The sequence below is a fragment of the Mycolicibacillus koreensis genome (assembly GCF_002104795.1).
Taxonomy (GTDB): domain Bacteria; phylum Actinomycetota; class Actinomycetes; order Mycobacteriales; family Mycobacteriaceae; genus Mycobacterium; species Mycobacterium koreense.
Genome location: NZ_NCXO01000043.1, coordinates 1 through 23,293, shown reverse-complemented (window position 1 = coordinate 23,293; position 23,293 = coordinate 1). Strand labels below are relative to the sequence as shown.

Annotated in this window: 19 protein-coding genes and 1 pseudogene; 9 read left to right on the top strand and 11 right to left on the bottom strand. The window is 67.8% G+C overall.

Annotated features, from left to right (window positions below):
• Positions 1-5 precede the first annotated feature (5 nt).
• Positions 6-1,475, bottom strand: coding sequence for a flavin-containing monooxygenase (locus B8W67_RS16190; RefSeq protein WP_069393073.1), 1,470 nt, complete (start codon positions 1,473-1,475; stop codon positions 6-8).
• 76 nt (positions 1,476-1,551) lie between these two features.
• On the opposite strand from B8W67_RS16190, the gene B8W67_RS16185 reads away from it, so the two are divergent.
• A complete protein-coding gene (locus tag B8W67_RS16185; RefSeq protein ID WP_069393090.1) occupies positions 1,552-2,190 on the top strand; it encodes a TetR/AcrR family transcriptional regulator in 639 nt (212 codons plus the stop codon).
• 19 nt (positions 2,191-2,209) lie between these two features.
• Here B8W67_RS16185 and B8W67_RS16180 read toward each other — a convergent pair whose 3' ends face one another.
• A complete protein-coding gene (locus tag B8W67_RS16180) occupies positions 2,210-2,641 on the bottom strand; it encodes a hypothetical protein (RefSeq protein WP_069393074.1) in 432 nt (143 codons plus the stop codon).
• A gap of 41 nt (positions 2,642-2,682) precedes the next feature.
• On the opposite strand from B8W67_RS16180, the gene B8W67_RS16175 reads away from it, so the two are divergent.
• Entirely contained in the window at positions 2,683-3,540 is an 858-nt protein-coding gene (locus B8W67_RS16175; protein ID WP_069393075.1) for an LLM class F420-dependent oxidoreductase, read from the top strand.
• Here B8W67_RS16175 and B8W67_RS20950 read toward each other — a convergent pair.
• From B8W67_RS20950 to gltB, 3 genes are all read right to left on the bottom strand, one after another.
• Positions 3,537-3,677: a hypothetical protein gene (locus tag B8W67_RS20950; protein WP_165607799.1), complete on the bottom strand. Its 141-nt coding sequence runs from the start codon at positions 3,675-3,677 to the stop codon at positions 3,537-3,539. The genes B8W67_RS16175 and B8W67_RS20950 overlap by 4 nt on opposite strands.
• 287 nt (positions 3,678-3,964) lie before the next feature.
• On the bottom strand, positions 3,965-5,431 hold the full coding sequence (locus tag B8W67_RS16170) for a glutamate synthase subunit beta (RefSeq protein WP_069393076.1): 1,467 nt from the start codon (positions 5,429-5,431) through the stop codon (positions 3,965-3,967).
• Entirely contained in the window at positions 5,424-10,025 is a 4,602-nt protein-coding gene (gene gltB, locus B8W67_RS16165; protein WP_085304997.1) for a glutamate synthase large subunit, read from the bottom strand. Before gltB ends, B8W67_RS16170 begins: the two co-directional genes overlap by 8 nt.
• A gap of 446 nt (positions 10,026-10,471) precedes the next feature.
• Between gltB and B8W67_RS16160 the strand changes: the two genes are divergently transcribed.
• The 7 genes from B8W67_RS16160 (at position 10,472) to B8W67_RS16130 (ending at position 17,194) form a co-directional block, all read left to right on the top strand.
• Positions 10,472-10,876: a nuclear transport factor 2 family protein gene (locus tag B8W67_RS16160; protein ID WP_234793961.1), complete on the top strand. Its 405-nt coding sequence runs from the start codon at positions 10,472-10,474 to the stop codon at positions 10,874-10,876.
• A 20-nt stretch (positions 10,877-10,896) separates the two neighbouring features.
• The gene (locus B8W67_RS16155; RefSeq protein WP_084228959.1) at positions 10,897-12,426 is read left to right on the top strand and encodes a serine/threonine-protein kinase; all 1,530 of its coding nucleotides are present in this window, start codon (positions 10,897-10,899) and stop codon (positions 12,424-12,426) included.
• A gap of 112 nt (positions 12,427-12,538) precedes the next feature.
• The gene (locus B8W67_RS16150) at positions 12,539-13,918 is read left to right on the top strand and encodes an alpha/beta hydrolase (RefSeq protein WP_069393078.1); all 1,380 of its coding nucleotides are present in this window, start codon (positions 12,539-12,541) and stop codon (positions 13,916-13,918) included.
• Between the two features lie 44 nt (positions 13,919-13,962).
• The gene (locus B8W67_RS16145) at positions 13,963-14,568 is read left to right on the top strand and encodes an LppA family lipoprotein (RefSeq protein WP_069393092.1); all 606 of its coding nucleotides are present in this window, start codon (positions 13,963-13,965) and stop codon (positions 14,566-14,568) included.
• A 100-nt stretch (positions 14,569-14,668) separates the two neighbouring features.
• The gene (locus tag B8W67_RS16140; RefSeq protein ID WP_163797260.1) at positions 14,669-14,995 is read left to right on the top strand and encodes a DUF2563 family protein; all 327 of its coding nucleotides are present in this window, start codon (positions 14,669-14,671) and stop codon (positions 14,993-14,995) included.
• Positions 14,996-14,999: 4 nt separating this feature from the next.
• Positions 15,000-16,496: a putative alpha/beta hydrolase gene (locus tag B8W67_RS16135; protein ID WP_085304993.1), complete on the top strand. Its 1,497-nt coding sequence runs from the start codon at positions 15,000-15,002 to the stop codon at positions 16,494-16,496.
• A 2-nt stretch (positions 16,497-16,498) separates the two neighbouring features.
• Positions 16,499-17,194: a hypothetical protein gene (locus tag B8W67_RS16130; protein ID WP_131814662.1), complete on the top strand. Its 696-nt coding sequence runs from the start codon at positions 16,499-16,501 to the stop codon at positions 17,192-17,194.
• Positions 17,195-17,215: 21 nt separating this feature from the next.
• Here B8W67_RS16130 and B8W67_RS16125 read toward each other — a convergent pair whose 3' ends face one another.
• The 6 genes and pseudogenes from B8W67_RS16125 to B8W67_RS21155 all read right to left on the bottom strand — a co-directional run.
• The gene (locus tag B8W67_RS16125) at positions 17,216-19,618 is read right to left on the bottom strand and encodes an EspK C-terminal domain-containing protein (protein WP_234793853.1); all 2,403 of its coding nucleotides are present in this window, start codon (positions 19,616-19,618) and stop codon (positions 17,216-17,218) included.
• A gap of 638 nt (positions 19,619-20,256) precedes the next feature.
• Positions 20,257-20,715, bottom strand: coding sequence for a hypothetical protein (locus B8W67_RS16120; RefSeq protein ID WP_197747562.1), 459 nt, complete (start codon positions 20,713-20,715; stop codon positions 20,257-20,259).
• 173 nt (positions 20,716-20,888) lie between these two features.
• A complete protein-coding gene (locus tag B8W67_RS16115; protein ID WP_131814661.1) occupies positions 20,889-21,245 on the bottom strand; it encodes a hypothetical protein in 357 nt (118 codons plus the stop codon).
• Between the two features lie 94 nt (positions 21,246-21,339).
• Positions 21,340-22,191 (bottom strand): hypothetical protein, encoded by an 852-nt coding sequence (locus B8W67_RS16110; protein ID WP_131814660.1) that lies wholly within the window; start codon positions 22,189-22,191, stop codon positions 21,340-21,342.
• Between the two features lie 22 nt (positions 22,192-22,213).
• Positions 22,214-22,969, bottom strand: a complete 756-nt coding sequence (locus B8W67_RS16105) for a hypothetical protein (protein WP_131814659.1) — start codon at positions 22,967-22,969, stop codon at positions 22,214-22,216.
• Positions 22,970-23,092: 123 nt separating this feature from the next.
• Positions 23,093-23,293: pseudogene (locus B8W67_RS21155) on the bottom strand (hypothetical protein); the annotation flags it as partial.

Below are 23,293 nucleotides of genomic sequence, written 5' to 3'. Positions count from 1 at the left end.
CGCCGCTACACCGTCTCGGGGACGCGGTGCTTGGTGAAGTGCAGCGACTCCTCGTCGACCCGGCCGTGCCGGATGAGCCGCACATCGAACAGGTAGTTCTGCTTGAGCCGCCACGGCGCCGTCGCCCCGGAGCGGGGCAGCGCGTCCATCGCCCGGCGGAAATAGCCCGGGGTGAAGTCCATGAACGGGCGTTGCTCGACGGTGTCGCCGGGGTGTTCGGGTTCCACCTTGTCGAAGCCGTGGGCGTCCATGTAGTTGAGCACCCGGCAGACGAACTCCGAGACCAGGTCGGCCTTGAGCGTCCAGGAGGCGTTGGTGTAGCCGAACGTCACCGCCGCGTTGGGCACCCCGGAGAACATCAGCCCCTTGTAGGTCATCACCTGGCTCAGGTCGATCTCCTCGCCGTTGCGGTACAGCGTCGCCCCACCGAGCAGCTGCATGTTCAGCCCGGTGGCGGTGATGATGATGTCGGCGGTGAGCTCGGCGCCGGAGTCCAGCCGGATCCCGTTCTCGGTGAAGGTGTCGATGGTGTCGGTGACGACGTCGGCCTTGCCCTCCCGGATGGTGCGGAACAGGTCCCCGTCGGGGGCCAGGCAGAGCCGCTCATCCCACGGGTTGTAGCGCGGGCCGAAGTGCTTTTCGACGTCGTAGCCGCGGGGCAGCTGGCGGCGCGCCAGGCCGAGCAGCGCCTTGCGCATCAACTTGGGGAACCGTCGCGACAGCTGGTATTGGGCCACGGAGAACCCGATCTGGCGCCACCGGTTGGCCACGTGGGCCGCCTTCGGCGGCAGCAGCCGGTTGGTCTGCACCGCAATCGGGTCGACCAGCGGCAGCGAGCCGATGTAGGTCGGTGAGCGCTGCAGCATCGTCACATGCCCCGCGCCGGAATTCGCCAGCGCCGGGATCAGCGTGACCGCGGTCGCGCCGCTGCCGATCACGATGATCTTCTTGCCGACGTAGTCGAGGTCCTCCGGCCAGTGCTGCGGGTGCACGATGGTGCCGGTGAAGTCCTCCGCGCCGGGGAACGTCGGCGAATACCCCTCGTCGTAGTTGTAGTAGCCGCTGCAGGCGAACACGAACGACGCGGTGATCTGGGTCTGCTCACCGTCGGCGTCGACGGTCAGCGTCCAGTGGTTGTCCGCGTCGGACCAGTCGGCGGCCACCACCTGCTGGCGGTAGCGGATGTGCTTGTCGATGCCGTTCTCCACGGCCGCCTCGTGCACGTAGTTCCAGATCGCCTCGCCGTCGGCGATGCCCTTGGGCGAGGTCCAGGGCTTGAACCGGAAGCCGAGGGTGAACATGTCGGAGTCGGAGCGGATCCCCGGGTATTTGAACAGGTCCCAGGTGCCGCCGAGCCGTTCGCGGCGTTCCAGGATCACGTAGTCCTTGCTCGGGCATCGCTCCTGCAGATGCCAGGCGGCGCTGATGCCGGAGATGCCGGCGCCGATGATGACAACGTCGTGGTGTTCGGTCATGGCGCCAGGTTATCAACGGTGTGTCGAGACAGTCAACACCCTGTTGATTTACTCGACAGGGTGTAAAGTGGCGCTGGTGACCACCGCCAACCAGACCCGCACCCACGGGCGCCGCCCCGCCCGCCCGTCCGGCGACGATCGGGAAGCGGCGATCCTGGCGACCGCCGAACGGCTGCTGGAGCAGAAACCGCTCGCCGACATCTCGGTGGACGACCTGGCCCGCGGCGCCGGGATCTCCCGGCCGACGTTCTACTTCTATTTCAAGTCCAAGGACGCGGTGCTGCTGTCACTGCTCGAGCCGATGATCGCGCGCGCCGACGCCGAGTTCGACGGGGCGGTGGGCCGGGTGGCGGCCGATCCGCGCCGGGTGTGGCGCAGCGGGATCAAGGCGTTCTTCACCGCGTTCGGCTCGCACCGCCCGGTGGCCCGCGCCGGCACCGAGGCGCTGGCCACCAGCCCCGAGTTCCGCGCGATGTGGAACTCCTACATGCAGAAATGGATCGATTCCACCGCGGCGATGATCACCGCCGAACGCGACCGCGGGGCCGCCCCGCAGACCATCCCGGCGGTCGACCTGTCCACCGCGCTCAATCAGATGAACGAGCGCACGATGATCGCCGCGCTGGCCGATGAGGCCCCGGCGGTGGCGCCGGCGCATCTGGTCGACACCCTCGCCCACATCTGGGTGACCAGCATCTACGGGCAGGCCCCCTAGGCCGATCCATCGTCCCCGGTCAGAAGAACTGGGCGGCGAGGAACCCGGCGAACACCACGGCGAACCCGCCGATCTCCCCGGCGATCAGCGCGACCATCCCGGCGTGCAGCGCGGCACCGGCGTGCTCGAACTGGTTGGTGGTGTCGCGGCGGGCGCCGTGGGCGATGTAGCTGGCGATCGCGGTGACGAAGAAGAACACCACCACCGCCGCCGCGGTGAGGTTGACCCAGGTCGGCCAGGCGCTGAGGGCGACGAACACCGCCAGCAGCAGCGTCGCGAACGAGTACAGCAGCGCCGCCCGGTGGGCGATGTCGACGTAGGGGTGCGCCAGGTGGGTGGGCGAGGACGCCATCTGCTGGTATTTCCACACCCCCAGCACCAGCGCGAGCAGGAAGATCCCGCCGGCGGCGGCCAGGGTCACCGCGGTGTCGAGGCCGAGCGGAGCGCACATGGTCGCTGAGTGTAGCGGTGGTGGCGGCTAGGCTCGGCGGCGTGCGGTTCGCGTTCAAAACGGCGCCCCAGGAGACCAGCTGGGCCGATCTGCTCGCGGTGTGGCGCGCCGCCGACGACATCGACGTGTTCGACTCGGGGTGGACCTTCGACCACTTCTATCCGATCTTCACCGACTCCACCGGGCCGTGCCTGGAGGGCTGGACGACGCTGACCGCGCTGGCCCAGGCGACGCGGCGGCTGCGGCTGGGCACGCTGGTGACCGGGATCCACTACCGGCATCCGGCGGTGCTGGCCAACATGGCCGCCACCGTCGACATCATCTCCGGCGGGCGCCTGGAGCTGGGGATCGGGGCGGGCTGGAACGAGGAGGAGTCCAGCGCCTACGGCATCGAGTTGGGCAGCCTCACCGACCGGTTCGACCGGTTCGAGGAGGCCTGCCAGGTGCTGATCGGGTTACTCAGCGAACCCACCGTCGATTTCGCCGGCCGGTTCTACCGGCTGCGCGCCGCCCGCAACGAACCCAAGGGCCCGCAGCGTCCCCATCCGCCGCTGTGCATCGGCGGCAACGGCGAGAAACGCACCCTGCGGATCGCCGCGCGCTACGCCCAGCACTGGAACTTCGTCGGCGGCGGACCCGAACTCTTCGCCCGCAAGCGGGCGGTGCTGGCCGCCCACTGCGCCGATCTCGGCCGCGACCCCGCGACGATCACCGTCTCCGCGCACGTGCGGGTGACCTCCGCCGGGGTCGGCGCCGCCCTGGAGGAGGCCGCCGCGCTCGGGGAGCACGGCCTGGATCTGGCGATCCTGTATCTGCCGCCGCCGCACGACCCGCGGGTGCTCGCTCCGCTCGCCGAGGCGGTCCGTGACTCGGGGCTGTGGACCGCGCGCGCGGGTTAAACGCCGAAGCGCAGCAACTCGGCCGCGGTGACCAGGCGTTCGTGCTTGGCGGGAAACTCGCGGCTTTTGACCGGATGCCGCAACAACGACCAGGTGACTCGTCCCACCCGGTACCGGGTGATCGGGTTGCTGTGCACGTTGACCACGGTGGATCACACTCCTGCGATCTACTGGTTGGACCGGGTCCCCGGCGACCGGGAGGCCCACACCCGGCCATTACACCCTGAATTGTCAGCAAACAGTGTGAGGCACGCCGGTAAACATCACGACTGTGGCTCGTGTGACTGTTGTGACGATTGACGGCCGGGTGTCGTCAATCATCGCAGCGTGTGGCGTCGTCGAGTGCGGGTTGCGTGCCGGACGCGAGAGCGGCGCACCGCCCGCCGCGGGCGTCCAGCAACGTTGGGTGCGATGGCGGCCGGGGTCAGCGCTGCGCGACGTCGGTGGGTTTGACCGGGGCGGGAAGGGCGGTCTCACCGGCCAGGTAACGGTCGACGCCGGCGGCGGCGGCGCGGCCCTCGGCGATGGCCCAGACGATCAGCGACTGGCCGCGGCCCATGTCCCCGGCCACGAACACCCCGGGGATGTCGGTGGCGTAGTCACGGTCGCGCACCACGGCGCCGCGCTCGGTGAACTCCACGCCCAGATCGGTGAGAAGCCCGTCGCGTTGCGGGCCGAGGAAGCCCATCGCCAGCAGCACCAGGTCGGCCTTCACCTCGAAGTCGGTGCCCTCGACTTTCTCGAACACGCCCCGGTTGCCGCGGGCCTCATGGGCACGCAACCCGGTGACGTGGCCGTCGGTGCCGAGGAATTCCTCGGTGTTGACCGCGAACACCCGTTCACCGCCCTCTTCGTGCGCCGAGGTGACCCGGTACATCAGCGGATACGTCGGCCACGGGGTGGAGGCGTCGCGGGTGTCCGGCGGGCGCGGCATGATCTCGAACTGGTGCACACTGGCCGCGCGCTGGCGGTGCACGGTGCCCAGGCAGTCCGCGCCGGTGTCGCCGCCACCGATGATGATGACGTGCTTGCCCTTCGCGGTGATCGGGGGTTCGCCGTCGGGGCCGAGCACGTCGTCACCGGCCTGCACCCGGTTCGCCCACGGCAGGTACTCCATCGCCTGGTGGATGCCGTCGAGTTCGCGGCCCCGGATCGGCAGATCACGCCAGATCGTGGCGCCGCCGGCAAGGATCACCGCATCGAAGTCGGCGCGCAGGCACTCGGCGGAGATGTCCACCCCGACGTTGACCCCGGTGCGGAACTGTGTGCCCTCGGCGATCATCTGCTCAAGACGCCGGTCGATGATCCGCTTCTCCATCTTGAACTCGGGGATGCCGTAGCGCAGCAGGCCCCCGATACGGTCGTCACGCTCGAAGACGGTCACGTCGTGGCCGGCCCGGGTGAGCTGCTGGGCGGCGGCGAGTCCGGCCGGGCCGGACCCGACGATCGCGACGGTCTTGCCGGTGCGGTGCTGCGGCGGGATCGGCGGCAGCCAGCCTTCGGCGAAGGCGCGCTCGACGATTTCGAACTCGACCTGTTTGATCGTCACCGGCTCGGAGTTGATGCCGAGCACGCAGGACGTCTCGCACGGCGCCGGGCAGAGGCGCCCGGTGAAGTCGGGGAAGTTGTTGGTGGCGTGCAGCCGGTCGCTGGCTTCGCGCCAGCGACCGGTGCGCACCAGGTCGTTCCACTCCGGGATGAGATTGCCCAGCGGGCAGCCGTTGTGGCAGAACGGGATACCGCAGTCCATGCATCGACTGGCCTGCTGGCGGAGGGTGTTCTCGGGGAACGGTTCGTAGACCTCCCGCCAGTCACCGAGGCGGATGTCCACCGGGCGCCGGTCGGGCAGCTCCCGGTGGGTGTAGGTGAGGAAGCCGTGAGGGTCAGCCATGTGCCACCGCCATGATCGCGTCGTTCGGGTCGGTTCCGGTGCGTTTGGCCTCCGCGATCGCCTCCAGCACCCGCTTGTAGTCACGCGGCATCACCTTGACGAACCGCTGCCGCGCCGCGGTCCAGTCCTCCAGGATGCGCCGGCCCACCGCGGAGTCGGTGGCCGCCACGTGTGCGGTCAGCAGCCCGTGCAGCGTGGCCTGATCGCCGTCGTCGAAGACGTCGAACGTCTCCAGCTCGACCATCTCGGTGTTGAGGTTCGCCGCGAGCGCGTCGTCGGGGTCGTAGACGTAGGCCACCCCGCCGGACATCCCGGCGGCGAAGTTCCGCCCGGTCGGTCCGAGGATGACGACCCTGCCGCCGGTCATGTACTCGCAGCCATGGTCGCCCACCCCCTCGACGACGGCGAGCGCCCCGGAGTTGCGCACCGCGAACCGTTCGCCGGCCACGCCGCGCAGAAAGGCCCGCCCGCTGGTCGCGCCGAACAGGACGACGTTGCCGGCGATGATGTTGTCCTCGGCGACGTAGCCGTCGGGGACCTCCTCGGGGGGACGGATCACCACCTGCCCGCCGGAGAGTCCCTTGCCGACGTAGTCGTTGGCGTCACCGAAGATCCGCAGCGTGATCCCGGCCGGCAGGAACGCGCCGAAGCTGTTGCCCGCGGAGCCGTCGAACGTGATGTCGATGGTGTCATCCGGTAGCCCCTGCGCGCCGTAGGCTTTCGTGACCTCGTGACCGAGCATGGTGCCCACGGTGCGGTTGACGTTGGTGATCGTGGTGGCGAAGCGCACCGGCGTCCCGTCGTCGAGGGCCTCGCGGCTCATCGCGATCAGCTGCTGGTCCAGGGCCTTGTCCAAGCCATGGTCCTGGTGTGAGCTGCAGTAGCGGTCCTGGTTCATAAACGGTGTCTCCGGAGAGTGGAGCACCGGATCGAGGTTGAGCTTGTGCGCTTTCCAGTGGGCGCGCGCCAACGTGGTGTCCAGTGAGTCGACCTGGCCGACCGCCTCCTCGACGGTTCGGAATCCCAGTTGCGCCATGAGTTCACGGACCTCTTCGGCGATGAACCAGAAGAAGTTCTCCACGAACTCGGGTTGGCCGGTGAACCGCTCGCGCAGCACCGGGTTCTGGGTGGCCACCCCGACCGGGCAGGTGTCGAGGTGGCAGACCCGCATCATGATGCAGCCGGAGACCACCAGCGGTGCGGTGGCGAAACCGAACTCCTCGGCGCCGAGCAGCATCGCGATCATCACGTCACGGCCGGTCTTGAGCTGACCGTCGACCTGGACCACAATCCGGTCACGAAGGCCGTTGAGCAGCAACGTCTGCTGGGTCTCGGCCAGCCCCAGCTCCCAGGGCGCCCCGGCGTGTTTGAGGGAGGTCATCGGTGCCGCGCCGGTGCCGCCGTCGTGCCCGGAGATCAGCACGACGTCGGCGTGGGCCTTGGACACCCCGGCGGCGACGGTGCCGACCCCGTTCTCGGCGACGAGTTTGACGTGCACCCGCGCCTCGGGGTTGGCGTTCTTCAGGTCATGGATGAGCTGGGCGAGGTCTTCGATGGAGTAGATGTCGTGGTGCGGCGGCGGGGAGATCAGCCCGACGCCGGGGGTGGCGTGGCGCACCTCGGCGATCCACGGGTAGACCTTGTTGCCGGGCAGCTGCCCACCCTCGCCGGGCTTGGCGCCCTGAGCCATCTTGATCTGGATGTCGCTGCAGTTGCTCAAATAATGGCTGGTGACCCCGAACCGCGCCGAGGCGACCTGTTTGATCGCGCTGCGGCGCCAGTCCCCGTTGGCATCGGGATCGAACCGACTCGGATCCTCGCCTCCCTCACCGGAATTGGACCGCCCGCCGAGTCGGTTCATGGCGATCGCCAGGGTTTCGTGGGCTTCAGCCGAGATCGACCCGTAGCTCATCGCACCGGTGGAGAACCGTTTGACGATCTCGCTGGCGGGTTCTACTTCTTCCAGCGGCACCGGGGATCGGCCGGCAGCGTTGAACTTCAGCAATCCGCGCAGGGTCGCCAACTGTTCGCTCTGGTTGTCGACGTAGCTGGTGTACTCCTTGAAGATCCCGTACTGGCCGGTGCGGGTGGAGTGCTGCAGTTTGAACACGGTGTCGGGGTTGAACAGGTGGTATTCACCTTCGCGGCGCCACTGGTATTCCCCGCCGACCTCGAGTTCACGGTGGGCGCGCTCCTCGGGTCGGGCCAGATGCGCCAGGTGATGGCGGATCGCGACGTCGGTGGCGATGTCATCGAGGGTGATGCCGCCGATGGGGCACTCCAGCCCGGTGAAGTACTCGTCGAGCACCTGCTGGGAGACCCCGATCGGTTGGAACAGCTGTGCACCGGTGTAGGAGGCGCGCGTCGAGATCCCCATCTTGGACATCACTTTGAGCACGCCCTTGCCGGCAGCCTTGATGTAGTTGGCCAGGGCCGCGTCGCGGTCGATCCCGTCGATGACGCCGCGGTCGATCATGTCCTGAATCGACTCGAACGCCAGATAGGGGTTGATCGCGGCGGCGCCGAAGCCCAGCAGCGCGGCCATGTGGTGCACTTCGCGCGCGTCACCGGATTCGACGACCAGACCCACCTGTGTGCGGGTTCGGGTGCGCACCAGGTGATGGTGCACCGCGGCCACCGCCAGCAGCGACGGGATCGGGGCGAGGTGCTCGTCGGATTCCCGGTCGGAGATCACCAGGATGCGCGCCCCCGCAGCGATCGCCGCCGAGGCGTCAGCGCGCAGTTCCTCCAGCGCCGTGCGCAGCCCGTCGCCGCCCTCGGCGACCGGGAAGCGGGCCCGCAGCACCGTGGCACGCAGGCCGAGGCGCCGGCCGCGGACCTCGGCGTCGGGGTCCACACAGATCAGCTTGGCCAGTTCGTCGTTGCGCAGGATCGGTTGCGGCAACACGATCTGCTGACACGACGCCTCGGTGGGGTTGAGCAGGTCGCCTTCGGGGCCCAGCGCCCCCTGCAGGCTGGTGACGATCTCCTCGCGGATGGCGTCCAACGGCGGGTTGGTCACCTGGGCGAACTTCTGCTGGAAGTAGTCGAACAGCATGCGCGGGCGGGCCGAGAGCACCGCGACGGGGGTGTCGGTGCCCATCGACCCGATCGCCTCGGCCCCGGTGCGCGCCATCGGTGCGACGAGGAGGTTGAGTTCCTCGTAGGTGTAGCCGAACATCTGTTGGCGCAACAGCACCCGATGGTGGGGCATGCGTTGGTAGTCACCCTCGGGCAGGGCCTCCAGGGGGATCAGCCCGCGCTGCACCCACTCCTGATAGGGCGCGGCGGCGGCGAGTTCGGATTTGATCTCCGTGTCGGAGACGATCCGCCCGGCCGCGGTGTCGACCAGAAACATCCGGCCCGGTTGCAGCCGCATCCGGCGCACCACCGAGGCAGGAGGCAAATCCAGCACGCCGGATTCCGACGCCATCACCACCAGTCCGTCATCGGTGACCCAGATCCGGGAGGGGCGCAGGCCGTTGCGGTCGAGCACCGCGCCGACGACGGTGCCGTCGGTGAACGTCATCGACGCCGGACCATCCCACGGCTCCATCAGTGAGTCGTGGTACTCGTAGAAGGCGTGCAGCGCGGGGTCCATGGCCTCATCGCGTTCCCAGGCCTCCGGGATCATCATCAGCACCGCGTGCGGCAGGCTTCGCCCACCGAGGTGCAGCAACTCGAGGACCTCGTCGAACCGGGCGGTGTCAGAGGCACCGGGCGTGCAGATCGGGAACAGCACATCGGGGTTGACCGGCCCGCCGTCGGCGCCGAACACGTCGGTGCGGATCAGTGCCTCCCGGGCCCGCATCCAGTTCTCGTTGCCGGTGACGGTGTTGATCTCACCGTTGTGCGCGATGAGCCGGAAGGGATGTGCCAGCGGCCAAGACGGAAAGGTGTTGGTGGAGAAGCGCGAATGCACGATGCCGAGCGCGCTGGTCATTCGCTCGTCCTGCAGATCGAGATAGAAACCCTTCAGCTGCGGTGTGGTCAGCATCCCCTTGTAGACGAAGGTGCGGCCCGAAAGGCTCGGGAAGTACACGGTTTCACGACCGGGACCGTCTTGTCCGGGCCCCTTGGTGCCCAACTCGTGTTCGGCGCGTTTGCGAATCACGTAGGCGCGCCGCTCCAAATCCATTCCCGACGCCCCGCCAAGGAACAGTTGCCGGAATGTCGGCATGGCGTCGCGGGCCAACGCACCCAGCGAGGTGTCGTCGATCGGCACATCGCGCCAGCCGAGCACCTCCATGCCTTCGGCTTCGACGATCTTGTCGACCGCCGCGCAGGCCGCCGCCGCCTCCTTGGCGGACTGGGGCAGAAACGCGACGCCGGTGGCGTAGTGCCCCTCGGGCGGCAGGTCGAAGTCGGTGACCGCACGGAAGAACGCGTCGGGCACACCGATCATGATCCCCGCACCGTCGCCGCTGTTGGGCTCGGCGCCGGCGGCGCCGCGGTGTTCGAGGTTCACCAGGGCGGTGATGGCTTTGTCGACGATGTCGCGGCTGCGCCGCCCATGCATGTCGACAACCATCGCCACACCGCAGGCGTCGTGTTCATGTGCCGGGCTGTAGAGCCCGGCGCGGCTGGGGGTCATATCAACCTGCCCCTTCGAAAACTGGCGCGCTGTCCTCGGGGGCATCGGGCGCGCGTCCCGGTGCTGAAGACAGCGGGCTGGCGCTGCTTCGTTCTTGCCGTGGTGCTGGCGATGGGGCGGGCGAGAGCTTGCGTCCGTGCAGCGCTGAACGGTGGCCCTGTCCCATTCCTCGACAAGTCGTCAAAACGATATGCCGAATCGGTCCGCGCACGCCAACCCGTCTTCAGCCTATCCCTGGAACTGACCTGGGAACAGTGCCCGGACCGACCGCCGGGGCGATCGCCCATGAAACTTGCTCCATTGGGTCGACGATACGGCGTGATCAGCACCTATGGCGGGTTTTCCCGTTTGCTCGTTTCGGACGGTGAGACTCCCAGCAATCACACAGGTTCCGTGCCGGCTCCAATCGCTTCCACGACCGGCGCGCTGTGGGGTACAACACAGCGGTGGCGGTGTCACGCGAGACGGTCGGTGCGGTCGTCGAGACCTATCTGCAGGCATGGCGGACCCAGGACCCCGATCTGATCGTCACGATCTTCACCCCGACCGCCCGCTACCACGAGCGCGTGCTCGACGAGCCGATCCGCACCGTCGACGGCATCCGGGAGTACTGGGTGAGCAAGGTCGTCGAGCAGCAGGCCAACATCGAGGTTCGGTTGCTGCACTTATATCTCGACGGCACCACCGCGATCGCCGAGTGGGAGGCCCATTTCGACGACCTGGTCGCCGGGTGCCGCAAACGGATGCGGGAGGTGGCGTTGCTGGAGTTCGAGGGCCGGCGCATCGCCGACCTGCGGGAGTACTGGGCCTCGACCCGGCTGGGTCCCCTGGGCGGGGCCACGCACCGATAGGCGTGGATAGGATGCCGCGCATGCCGTTGGCTGCGGGGCAGACATTCGCCGGGTTCACGATCGTGCGGGCGCTGGGCGCCGGCGGGATGGGTGAGGTGTACCTGGCCGAACACCCCCGGTTGCCGCGCCGCGACGCGCTGAAGGTGCTGCCGGCGGCGGTGTCGGCCGACCCGGAGTATCGGGTGCGGTTCGAACGCGAGGCCGAACTGGCCGCCACGTTGTGGCACCCGCACATCGTGGGCGTGCACGACCGCGGTGAGAGCGACGGGCAGCTGTGGCTGTCGATGGACTACGTCGACGGACTCGACGCGGCGAAGTTGCTCACCGGGCAGTACCGGTCCGGGATGCCGCCGGCGCTGGTCGCCGAGATCGTGACCGCGGTGGCCTCGGCCTTGGACTACGCCCACCATCAGGGCCTGCTGCACCGGGACGTCAAACCGGCCAACATCATGCTCACCCATCCGCACGGCGGCGACGGCTCCCAGCGCATCCTGCTGGCCGACTTCGGTGTGGCGCGCCGCCTCGACGAGGCCAGCGGGTTGACCGCCACCAACACCGCGATGGGCAGCGTGGACTATTCCGCACCCGAGCAGTTGCTCGGCTACGCCGTCGACGGCCGCGCCGATCAGTATTCGTTGGCGGCCACCGCCTATCACCTGTTGACCGGCCGCACGATGTTCCCGGTCGGCAACGCCGCCGCGGTGATCGGCCACCATCTGACCTCACCGGCCCCGCCGTTGGGCGCCCACCGCCCGGAGTTGGCCGCCCTCGACGCGGTGCTGGCGGTCGCGCTGGCCAAGCAACCCTCCGACCGCTACCGGACGTGCAGTGATTTCGCTCGGGCATTCAGCGCAGCGCTCTTCGGCACCGGCGTGCCCCCAACGGCCCCGACGAGGCCGTCGCGCACACCGTGGGCGGTGCTCGCTGCCCTGGCCGCGTCGATCGCGCTGCTCGCCGGGGTGCTGCTGTGGCACCCGTGGCACCACCACGGCGATGCGCCGACCAACGCCACTGCCCCGTCGTCGGTGGTCTCGCCGGACGCCGGGCGCTGTGCCCGCGTCGACGTCCCGCTGCACGAGCTGGAACCGCACAGTCCCGCAGAGCCGCGACTCGCGCTGCCTCAGCCGCACGGCTGGACGTTCACCACAAAACTGAACTCAGAGCTGATCCGCGGCAGCGTGATCAATACCCGGTTGCGCGCCAACGGTTTCGCCCCCAACGCCGTGGTCACCCTGGAGAACCTCACCGGCACCGCCGCCAGCGCCGACGAGGCGCTGAGCTTGGAACGCGACGGCATCATCGCCAACATCGGCCCGGTGGACACCGAGACCCCGCGAACCATCTGCGGCTACCCTGCCCTCGCCGTGGCCTACACCCTGCAGGGCCGACCGGTCAACGCTGTGGCCGTTGCCGGTGTCGATGAGCGCCACCAGGTTTGGGCGGCCACCGTCAGCATGCAGACCACCGAGCCGGACAACCCCGACTACATCGCAGCCCGGGCCGCCATTCTCGGTGGGTTCCAGTTCATGCTGGCCGACGCCGACCGGTGAGGCGGTTGGCCGCCGATGATGCGAAATAGCGCGCACGGTCCGCGCCGATTCGTGTCATCCTGACTACTGGTCTCGCGGTGGGGCCGCCGGCGGTTCCGGTGAGGGTGCGCGTATGGACGAATTGAACGTCACGCCGGCTGAGCTGTTGACGGTCGCTGACCGATACGCCGAAGCCAGCCAGCGGACCGCCGCGCTCAGCCCCCGGGCCGCGGAGATGCTGCGCCAGGTGATCGCGACACACGGGGTGATGGGCTATCCCGTCGCGCTCGGGATCGCCGCCGGCCTGTCAGCTCAGGAGCCGGCGCTGAACAGTAAGGCCGCGGAGTTCCTGGAGAACTCGCACCGGTTCACCGAGCATGCCAACACCTACGCGGCGGGCGATCGCGCCAACGCGGTGGGATACCGGACCGGTCCGCCGCTGGCGCCGGGAGACCTCGGCGAGGACCGGCCCGGCGACGAGGACTCCCGCAGCGACATCGACGCGGTCGATCGCGACAACCGGGAGCGGCTCCAGGACGTCCTGGACCGCATCAACGCACTGCCCGACGGGCAGGCCAAAACCGACCGGCTCGCCGATGTCGCCGCGGTCCGCGACGCTCTGACCGTCGACGATTCGCATCTGGTGTTCATCGACTGGGACGGCGACCCCGCCCACATGGTCAAAGCCGCCACGTCGGTCGGCGATCCGTATCGAGCAGACCATGTGTCGGTAACGGTGCCCGGGGTGACCAGCACCACCCGAGGGGCACTGTCGAGCATGACCCACGAGGCCGCCCAGCTACGCAACGAGGCCCTCGAGGTAGCCAAAAACCGCGGCGAGACCACCAGCGTCGCCACCATCTCCTGGACCGGGTATCAGCCTCCGCTGGCACTGATCGACGGCCAGACTGTCAACGACAACCTGGCCAAGGAGGGCGCGCCCGCCCTCACGTCGTTCTTGGCGGATCTGTCATCCCGGTCGGTCAACCCGGATCAGACGGTGGCGCTGTTCGGCCATTCCTACGGATCGTTGGTGGCCGGGATCGCGCTCAAGGACGGCGCCAGCGCGTATGTCGACAATGCCGTCGTGTACGGCTCGCCGGGATTCGCCGCCACGTCCACCGCACAGTTGGGCATGAACGATCACAATTTCTTCGTGATGAGCGCACCCGACGATCCGATCAACCCGTTCGGGGAGCTCGCCCCGGCCCACGGCTGGGGTGCCGACCCCAATGACATCGTGCGGCGCCCATTCCAGTTCGACACCCCGTTCGGTGCACCGTTCGGGTCGGGGCGCTGGCGGTTCGATCACCTCGCCACCGGCGAGGGGTTCACCCCCGACCTGCCCGACGGCACACCCGGGGAGCACAAATCCGCCTCGCACGGGCACGCGGGGTATCCGCGCAACGCCACCGAACAGATGACCGGCTACAACCTTGCCGCCGTGTTGCTCGGCCATCCCGAGTGGGCGGTGCACGAGCCGGTGCCCTCACCCACCCATCCGCGCCGATGACGGGCAGGGCGGGGGTGCGTGCGGTGCTGGCGTTACTGGCAGCGATGGCAAACGTGTTGACGGGAGGGTGTGTGTACCACAATCCGTACGAGTCGGTGAAGCTTTCCGACGAGCAGAAGATCGAGTTGATCGACTCGATGCGCGCCAACGGCTCCTACGAACAGGCCCGGGAGAAGCTGAACCAGACCGTGGCGCAGATGGCCGATCGCATCAGCGCCGCGGTGCCCGGCCAAAGCTGGCACTTCGACGACGATCCCTACGCTCTGCGTGTCAAACGCGGGGGGCTGCCCTGTGAGAACGGTCTGACCGGCGATATCGCGGGCCGCCCACTCTCAGACATCATCCTGTTCGCCCACACTTTCACCGCCGAGCAGTGGCCGCAAGTCAGCCAGATCCTGCACCAGATCGCCGCCGATGACTATGGCATCGACGACGAATCCTCACTCTTCAGCGACCCGGAAAAGCGCGACTACCGAATCGAGGGCAACGGCTACGAGTTCCGGATCGGGCAGGCCACGGTGGCCACCTTGAACGCCACCGGCGACTGCTTCCTGTTCCAGAAAGTCCTGGATATGCCACCGGGTCAACTGCCACCAGAGCCTCCCATCCTGCCGTCGGACCGCGGCTATCCGTCGAGACCGCCACGGTGAGCGACGCGCCGCGGTTTTCGGGTGATCGGCCGGGTCGGCGAAGACCACAGGCCCCTTTCTTGTGCCGTGGGGGTCGATGAGCCTGCGTTATTCTTGGCCGGTGAACGTCGGAGATATGGCGGCCAGCGCCCCGTTGTTGGTCGGCGGGGGTGCGGCATGTGGGCATGCGGCCGGGGCCGCGCAGATGGGCGCCGAACGGCTCGGTGGTGCCAGCGCCGCGACGACTGTCTTCGGTGATTTCTCCGAGGCGCGACAATTTCACGGTGCCGTCACCGCCGCCCGCGACGACCACCACAACCGGTTGGCTGAACACCAGGGGGCGTTGACCGCCTACGTGGCCCGGGCCAACGAGACCGCCCAGGTGTTCACCGGCACCGATCGACGCAACGCCGCAGCGATCACCGACACGACCGCTGGGCTGGCCTGACCTGGTGGAACCACCCGTTCTGGTCAACCTCGACATCGCGCAACTGTGCGCCCAGGCCGGCGGGGATCCCTGGAAGCTCAACGACGAGGTGCAAGCCGGCGACCCCGCCGAGATCAACAACCTCGCCGACGCCTTCCACAACAGTCTGGCCTGCATCGAGGAGACCGACGCCAACTGGGTCCAAGCCAAACAGCGATTCCAGCAGGCCTACCAGCACGACGGTGGCAGCCGCCATCCGATCAACGAATCCGCCGAAGTCATCGCCACCACCGAACAACTCCACCTGCAACGCGGCCAGGTCGAACAGATCGCCGTCGGGTTGGAGACCATCGCCACCGCACTGGCCACCGCACAAACCGATAGCGAGGCCGCGCTGGCCTGGCCGAATGTCGCACTGCACTTTCTCGACGAAGCCATCTCCGCCGCCGAAGCCGACGGCCAAGACACCACCGCCTACTACAACTCCGCGGTCACCGTGGTGCGCGAAGCGCTCGGCGAAATCACCGGCATCCGTTCCGCCTACACCACCGTTTTGAGCACCCAGGAAGCGGTCATGACAGCCTCCACGGGCTATCACCCCGAGATCATCGATGACTTCGACGGCGCCGCCGACGACCCCACCCCCGCAGCCCAACGCTACGACCAGACCCACCGCGACGACGATCAGGCCCTCGTCGATCACGCGCAACAAACCGGCGAATGGACCGACGACGCCCGCGCCGCCGCCGCCCGACTCCGCGACAGCGCCACCGTCGCCGACACCGACGCCCCCGCCGAGGCCCGCAGACTCGCCGGCGAACGCCTCGATGACTACAACAACGCCACCTTCATCGGCCCGACAGAAACCAAAGACAGTGTGCTGGGGTGGGATTCGCGAACGCGCGCACAGAACCGCCTAGAAGCGCAACGCATGCTCGAAACCCCCAATCCCGATCTGGAATGGGCCGGAATGACCCCCGATCAGGCCACGAAATTCTTGGACCAAGCCGAAGGCTTACTGCGCGATCGCACGCTCAGCGAATTCGCCACTCGACTGCAGGCCGAGGGCGTCTCCCCAGAAGGCACGCAGGCAGCAGTCGACGCGATACGCCACGGCGCCAGCCCACGAGAGGTCTTCGCCAACGCCTCGTCCGCCGTGGGCTCCGTCGGTGCAGGCACCGTACAGCAAGGCAGAGCCCTATCCACCGGCGTACACAACTGGACGTCATTCTCCGAAGCTGACGCCAAAGCCCTGAAAACACTCGGCTCCAGACTCGGCTTGGTCGGCAACGCGTTAGACGGTTTCGTCACCGTTAACGATATTCTTCACGGAGAAGCCTGGCAGCCCGCGCTTGAGAAGCTGGGCGGGCGGATCGGCGGTTCAATAGTCGGCGGATGGGCCGCGGGCGCAGCCTGGGGGACACTCGCCGGGCCTGAAGGCACCCTCATCGTGGGAGCACTCGGCGCCCTCGCAGGAGGGATCGGCGGGGACAAAGCCGTCGGCTGGATGCTCGGGGAATAGCGATGAAATCCTTCCCCTGGGTGATCGTCATGGCGTGCGTCATCACACAGGGTTCCCTGCTCTTCTCGAAAATCAGCACTAGTGCGCAGCGACGGATTTATTGGAGTTGTTCTGCCATCTCGGGCGCCTGCATCATTCTCGCAGCATCCCCCGACTGGTCGGGTGGTCTGTGGGGTGCGCTGGTGTTCGTCGCCACGTTCGCATTCATCGCGTATGCGCACACGCCCTACATCAAGCTGGGCGGCAAGGTCTATAGCTTAAGCGTCCAGGACAGTGTTCCCGATTCTGACGTAGCCGCCGAGGAGTTGGCGGCGAAAGACCCCGATTATGATCCGGCGCCTAATTCTTACAGCGGCATCATCACCGAGACCAAAGTTTGGTGGCTGATGATCGGTGTGGCAGCGATCGCCTCGATCAACATCTACGCCTTCCTGACCGGTGACGGCGAAGCGTGGGTCGCTGTCGGCGCAGCGGGTTTTCTGGCCTTTCTTGCCGTCGGCGCCGGGCTCGGTGATGCCAGCTGGGGATACCCGATCGCCCGCGGCCAATACCTCCAGTTCGGTCTCGTCGCGGCCATCACGGTCGGCTACTTTCCCGCGGTCTACCTGATTGCCTATTACGCCGGCAAACGCCGCCCCCTCCGGCGCAAACAATCCATGGAATACCGCGCCCACCCTCGCCACCGACGAACACTCTGACCCGCCACGACGACACGGTCGCTATCTGACGGCCACGGCCGGGTTCAACGGGGCGCCCGCCAATCGGGAGGCATACAGGATGTCTGCGCAGCCTTCGACGGTGTCGAAATGCTGCAGGCAGGCCACCACTTCGGCTGCGCGTGAGGTTTTGAACGCCTGCGCCACATCGGGGCCACCACCGTGGTGGCGCAGTTGGCTGGCCATCCGGTAGGCGATCATCGCCTCGGTGCGCTCGACCGCCACGTCGCGCCACAGTTCGGCGTCGATGTCGTGACGCTGCTCGAACAACCGCATCACCTGCTCGCTGGCCCGGCCGGACAGGCGGCCGCTGACCGTCGCCATCCGCATATGCCGCGCAGCGATCTGCAGCCGCTCCTGAGCGGTGAATGCGTTGGCCTGCTGCCACTCCCACGGCATCGCCACTGCGCACCGATGTGCGAAGCCGCCCCCCAGCTCCGCAGCGGTTCCCGGCTCCACTGATTTGGGATCCAGGCTCACCGCGCGCGCACCCACCGTCGCAGCCCAGTCGGCCACCCGGCCCATCGGCAGTGTCGACGCGATCGCCAAGACTCGCATCCCGGCGGTCGCGCCATCACGGGCCCGGGCGTGTTCGACCACCACTTGCAATGGATCGGCACCGCCAGCTGCGTAAGCCAGCTCCCACGCCTGCGCGCCGACGGCCTCGTCGGCCACCGCGACCGCCACATCCTCGGGAACCTGAACGCCCAGCGGGATGTAGGAGGGCCCCTCGCTGGTCGCGAGCCACGCACTGACCTGCCCGGACGCCTCATGGAGCAGCGAGACCGCCCAATCGATCGGCAGATAGCCGGTCGCACGGGTTTGCGCCACCAACGCCGTGACCACCAGCTGCCCGGCTTCCGCCGCCCGGGCGACCAGCACGTCACCGTCGACCCCGCCAGCAGCGATCCCGGCGATCGGCGACCCGGTCATGAACAACGGCGCCGCTCCGGCACCGGCCGGCATCCCGCTGCTCGGTCCCACCCCGGGGCCCGCCGCCGACGCGGCCGGTGGCGCAGCCGACGACCCGGTCACTCCGGGCGGCACATTCGGTCCCGTCGGCCCTGCCGGTGCCGGTGGCCCGCTGCTCACCGGCGCGCTCATTGCGCCGGTCGGCGGCACCATCGCCATCGGGGCGCCACCCACCCGAGGCGGCCCCGGTGACGCCGGCGCGGGCCCGGCAGGCGGATTGCTGGTCGCAGCCGCGGCGGCCTGCGCGACGTGCGAGCCCGCACCGGCCGCCCCGCCGACTGCGTTCGCCGTCGCGGAGATCGCGCCGGCGCTCATCCGTGCCGATGCCTGCGCGATCCCGGCGCTGCTGCCGGCTGCGCTGACCGCCCGATCCACCCCGGGCGCACCCCCCAGGGCACCGGTCGGGCCGGCCCCGGGACCGGTCGCCCCCACCTGCGGCGACGCAGCGGGCGTCGCCCCACTGGATCCCGGCGACATCGCCTGCGACGGCGAGGTCATCGACCCCGGGTTCATCAACTGCCCGAACGCCGACCCCGGACTGGATCCGCTGCTCACCCCGGCACCGGAACTGCTCGGCGACGGCGCCGAGGTCGACGGCATCTTCGGTGCCTTCGGTTGCGCGGGGGTCGGACGCGCGGCAGTTTGGGGGGCTTCGGCACTGTCCGGCTTTTTGAACGCGGCGGGGTCGATCTCAGGTTTTGGATCGGTCGTTGGATCGGTTAGAGCGTCGCGTTGGTCGAAAACCGTGTCTGTCTCCTTATCAAACGTGGTGAAATCGACTGCACGCACTGGCGCGTCCGGCTCAGACGGGGCCTGCGGTGGGGGGGCGGCCGGTGCTCCACCCGGCCCACCAGCCGTCGGCATGGTCATCGGAGTGTAGGGCGGGGTCCATTGTTTGAGGTCGTTGGCCAGCCCCGAGACGGTGGCTGCGCCCTCGGCGTCGCGGGCCTGCGCGTTGGCATGGGCGGTGGACACGATCTCGACGATCTGGGTCTGCAGCAACCCGAGTATCACCGCTTGCCCCAGCGGGGATGCCGCCGCCATCATCGTCAGCGCCCGGTCCCAGGCCGCGTCGATGTCTTCTTCGGCCTTGTTGACGATCTCCACCAGATCGCTCTTGGTGGCATGAAGCTCATTGCCCGCCCACCGAGCCTTGCCCGCCGAAAACCGGTAGGCGGCCACCCGATTCTCCAACGCAACCCGGCGACCGGACACCAACGCCCGCGCCGCGTCAATGAAGGCGCCCGACATCGGCGCCAACAACTCCTGCAAGGTGTGCTGCACCAAAACCTGCCCGAACAAAGTTTCACCGGCACCCGAGCATTGCGCCGCATACGCCGACCACGCCGACACCGACTGCGACGGCCACGCCCCCGCCAGAATCGGCGCGGAATACCGGGTCACCGGCATCATCACGTCACCGAACGCAGCCACCACAACACCCCCGCTGCATCACTCCGGGACCAACCGCGTACACAGTGCCGCCATCAAACCCGACGTCTCGTCTTCCATCGCTGAGGCATTCCCCATACCGGGATTGAAAGTCTCGAACGCGTAACCCTCCGTACGTAGAGCAGCGGCCGCCGCACGCGCTGCCTCTGCCAGCGCGGGGGTCGTACCAAGCGCAATCTGTGGCTCCAAAGAATCGCCGGCTTGTCTGAACAACTTCCCAATGCGCTCGACGGCGTACCGCCACTCCGGATCATCCCGGACTGCCGCGTCATCTCCCTTCGGTAATTCATTGCCGATAACGACGGCCTTGTTAACGAGCCCGCGAGCCGTTAGCCAACCTTCCATGCAGGTGTGACGATCAGCTTCGGCGGTAGGTAGCGGAGCCGGCTCTGCCGGAGCCGGTGGATCCACGGTCACCGTCACCGCCGGCGGTGCAGCCACAGGTGTGGCGGGCTCGCGAAGCCCCGCCGTCACCAGCCCCGCACCAACGGAGGCCACCGCCGCTCCCGATACCGCAGCTACACCCAACCCCAGCCACCTGCGGCCCCCTCCCTTCGACACCGACTGCGTACCCGACGCCCCGGGCGAGGCTCCGCCGGCGAACCCTGATCCGTCCCGGTTCACGGGCACAGCCAATCCATCGTCAGCTGGCTTTCATGAAACGCATCGAACGCGTTACCCGACTCGGGAGCAAACGTTTCGTAGGCGACACTGACCGTGCGCAGCGTTCCGACGGTGGTGTCGGTGACATGTCCCAGCATCGGCGAGGTGCCCGCAGCCTTCGCATCGGCCAACGTGTCGGCGGCCTGCTCGAACAGCCGACTCGCCTTCGCCACCCCGGCCTTCCAGTCCGGATGGGTTTGCACCTCGGGGCTCAGAACATCCATGCCGTCGGGAATCACCGACAACGCCGACGCCGCATCAAGCACCGTCGACCGCGCATCATCCCACCCCGCACACGTCTTCTCATCAGCCTGTTCAGCCGGTAGCGGTTCCGGGGGCGGCGGCGGACTGGCGGTCACTGTCTTTGTCTGAGCCACCGGCTCCTCCACCGGTCCGGCATCGTCGCCGCGAGTCATCACCACAACCGTGACCAGCCCGGCAATGCTCCCCGCGACGACGGCGGCCGCCAACCAACCCGGCCACCGCCGCGGCCCCTTCACCGCCGGTGGATACGGCGACCAACCCGGCGGCGGTGGCGGCGGAGACCACGGTCCTGAGGGTGGCGGGACTCCCGGCGGCGGCGCGCTCATTAAATCCGAAACACTCCACCCGGGGCGCCCGGCACGACCGTCGGCATCGGGAACCGCTGCTGCACACGCTGGATCTCCTCAGCGTTCTCCACATCCTGCTCCGCCAACTGCGGCGGCGACTCCGCCAGCGCCGTCGCCTGACGGCCGGCCCACGCGTGGTCGGTCTCGTCGGCATCAGCGCGCCCTGCCTCGATGGTCGCGGCCAGCACCGCCAAGGCACCATCCAGCGTCGACGCCGTCGTCACCGGTGGCGGCACCACCCCCGACACCACCGACGCCGCCAACGTCGCCTCGGCCTCACCGGCAGCCGCCGCCAGGGCCTCGGTCGACACCTTCAACTCATCATCACCGCTCACACCCAGCATTATCTCAAGCCCTGGGCCAGATTCACCCACAAAATCGGCCAAGTGGCGGTCTCGATCCGCCGCGCCCGCCGGTCCGTATCGGGCCCTACCCCGGCCAGCCGGGATACGCTGGCAGCGTCGGGAAGTCCGAACGCTGCTGCAGGGTGCGCAGCAACGACCACCGGCGACCCTTGTCGTAGGGCGCCTTATCCAGGCAGGCCTGGAAATACGGTGGCGCCATAGCCAATTCCGGGCGTAGCGTCGGCGACTCTTCGATTGGGGTACGCATCGTGATGTGCCCGAAAACATGCCACCCATTGAAGACATCGATCGACGGTGTCAGCGCCGACCCCGCCTGTGGTGGTAGCGCATGTCGCGGCGGATCCGGCGGCCGCATCGCCACCCAGTGCATGTGCACACCCGTGTCGAATTGGGAACGCCAGTAGTCAGCTCGGCCATAGCTGCCGTCGCCGTGATCGGTACCCGCGGTCACCGGACTGAAATCACAGACGAACGCCCTCATTTCCCCTTCGGTGGCGTCGACCCGCAACAGATGAAACATCTCGGTACCCACCAACGACTCCGGCTGCGACGACGGCAACAGGACCGGCCGCAGGTTCCCGATCGTTCCGCGGGATTCGTTGGCAGTAGGCGGTACCGCCTGCAAGAAGCCCGGATAGCCGTAGTCCATATCGGCCATAGCGGAAATCGCAGCGAAAGACTCAAGATACGCGCGGATGCTGACCGCCGGCTGCGTCAGCAAATCGAGGCCGGGCTCCGCGCTCCATACCGGGTGCACATCGGCCAGCGCCCCCGTCCAAGCAACCTTGCGTTGCGCATCACTGATATCAGAGAACAACCGACATCCGCACACAAGCACCACGGCGCACAACACGACGCTGAATAGTTTCGCGCCCGTAGGCACGCCGCGCTCAGTGGAGCACGTCGTCACTGCCACTCCAGCAGGCTGCCCCAGCCGATCACAGGGCCGGATCCCCGGGCCAGCCTGGATACGCCGGCAGCGCCGGGAAACTCGTCCGTGGCAGCCAATCACTCAACGCCCGGATATTCTCCAGAGAATCAGGAGCTTCACCGAGGCATGCCTGCGCGTACTGGTCATAAACATGATTCCACCGTATCGCTCCGGTAGCGAACATCCCTCCCTCGTGACCGGTGATGCGCCAACCGCCGAACACGTCACGGTCGGGGGCCCGGGCCGAACCCTTCTGTGGTGGCAACTCCGCAAAGTCTCCATCCCCGCGGACCATGGTTATCCTCGCTGGCTCGACCCCCAGATAATCCCCTTCCCTGCCCATGCTGTTGAAACCATTAGCAAATTCCATGCCCATGCCGTAGTCGAAGACACAGACGATTGCCGTCACCTCTTGATCCGACGTCGTAATCTCCAGGATCCGATTACGCAGGGTGCCGATCCATTCCTTGTCGGCACTTCCATGGGTCGGCCACAACGATTTTTTCGATGCCACGTCTGGGTCGTTCTCCTCCACCGACGTTTCGAACCCGGGATATAGATACCTGTTCTCACCCGTCAGACGCGCCACGAGAACCGACTCCATATATGCGCGCACCGCAACCGCCGGACCCGTCAACAGGTCAATCCCACCACCGGCGCTCCAGACCACGGACAGGTTATTAAGCGCGGCCGGCCAGCCGGCCGCAACCCGCAGCGGCGCGGCGTCCTCCGCTCGCCCACATCCACTGAACACAACCACCACAACAGCAATCCCGGCCGCAAAGCGCCGAAGAAAAACTGGTGACCCCACCCATCGTCGACTGGCGGACACGATGCCCTCAGATGGGCCTAGAGAAGAACCCGGCGGTCTTCGCGACGATCCGTGTCATGGTCTTACCTCCGGCCAGCCGGGATACGCCGGGAGCGTCGGGAAATCGGAGCGCTTTGGGTCGGTGAGATTATCGATCTCCCGGCGACGCTCCAGGGGATCGGGGGCGCGTTCCGCGCAAGTGTCGAGCGTTTGGTCGTAGTCGGGCCACTCGCGCGGGAACCAGCCCGCCCCCATATAGTCCCAGAGGAAACCGGT

Coding starts and splice junctions, on each gene's coding strand:
- B8W67_RS16180 (WP_069393074.1), bottom strand. CDS start 2,641: ATGTGCGCTCCGCTCGGCCTCGACACCGCGGTGACCCTGGCCGCCGCC.
- B8W67_RS16155 (WP_084228959.1), top strand. CDS start 10,897: ATGCCGTTGGCTGCGGGGCAGACATTCGCCGGGTTCACGATCGTGCGG.
- B8W67_RS16150 (WP_069393078.1), top strand. CDS start 12,539: ATGGACGAATTGAACGTCACGCCGGCTGAGCTGTTGACGGTCGCTGAC.
- gltB (WP_085304997.1), bottom strand. CDS start 10,025: ATGACCCCCAGCCGCGCCGGGCTCTACAGCCCGGCACATGAACACGAC.
- B8W67_RS16130 (WP_131814662.1), top strand. CDS start 16,499: ATGAAATCCTTCCCCTGGGTGATCGTCATGGCGTGCGTCATCACACAG.
- B8W67_RS16145 (WP_069393092.1), top strand. CDS start 13,963: ATGGCAAACGTGTTGACGGGAGGGTGTGTGTACCACAATCCGTACGAG.
- B8W67_RS16120 (WP_197747562.1), bottom strand. CDS start 20,715: ATGACTCGCGGCGACGATGCCGGACCGGTGGAGGAGCCGGTGGCTCAG.
- B8W67_RS16170 (WP_069393076.1), bottom strand. CDS start 5,431: ATGGCTGACCCTCACGGCTTCCTCACCTACACCCACCGGGAGCTGCCC.
- B8W67_RS16190 (WP_069393073.1), bottom strand. CDS start 1,475: ATGACCGAACACCACGACGTTGTCATCATCGGCGCCGGCATCTCCGGC.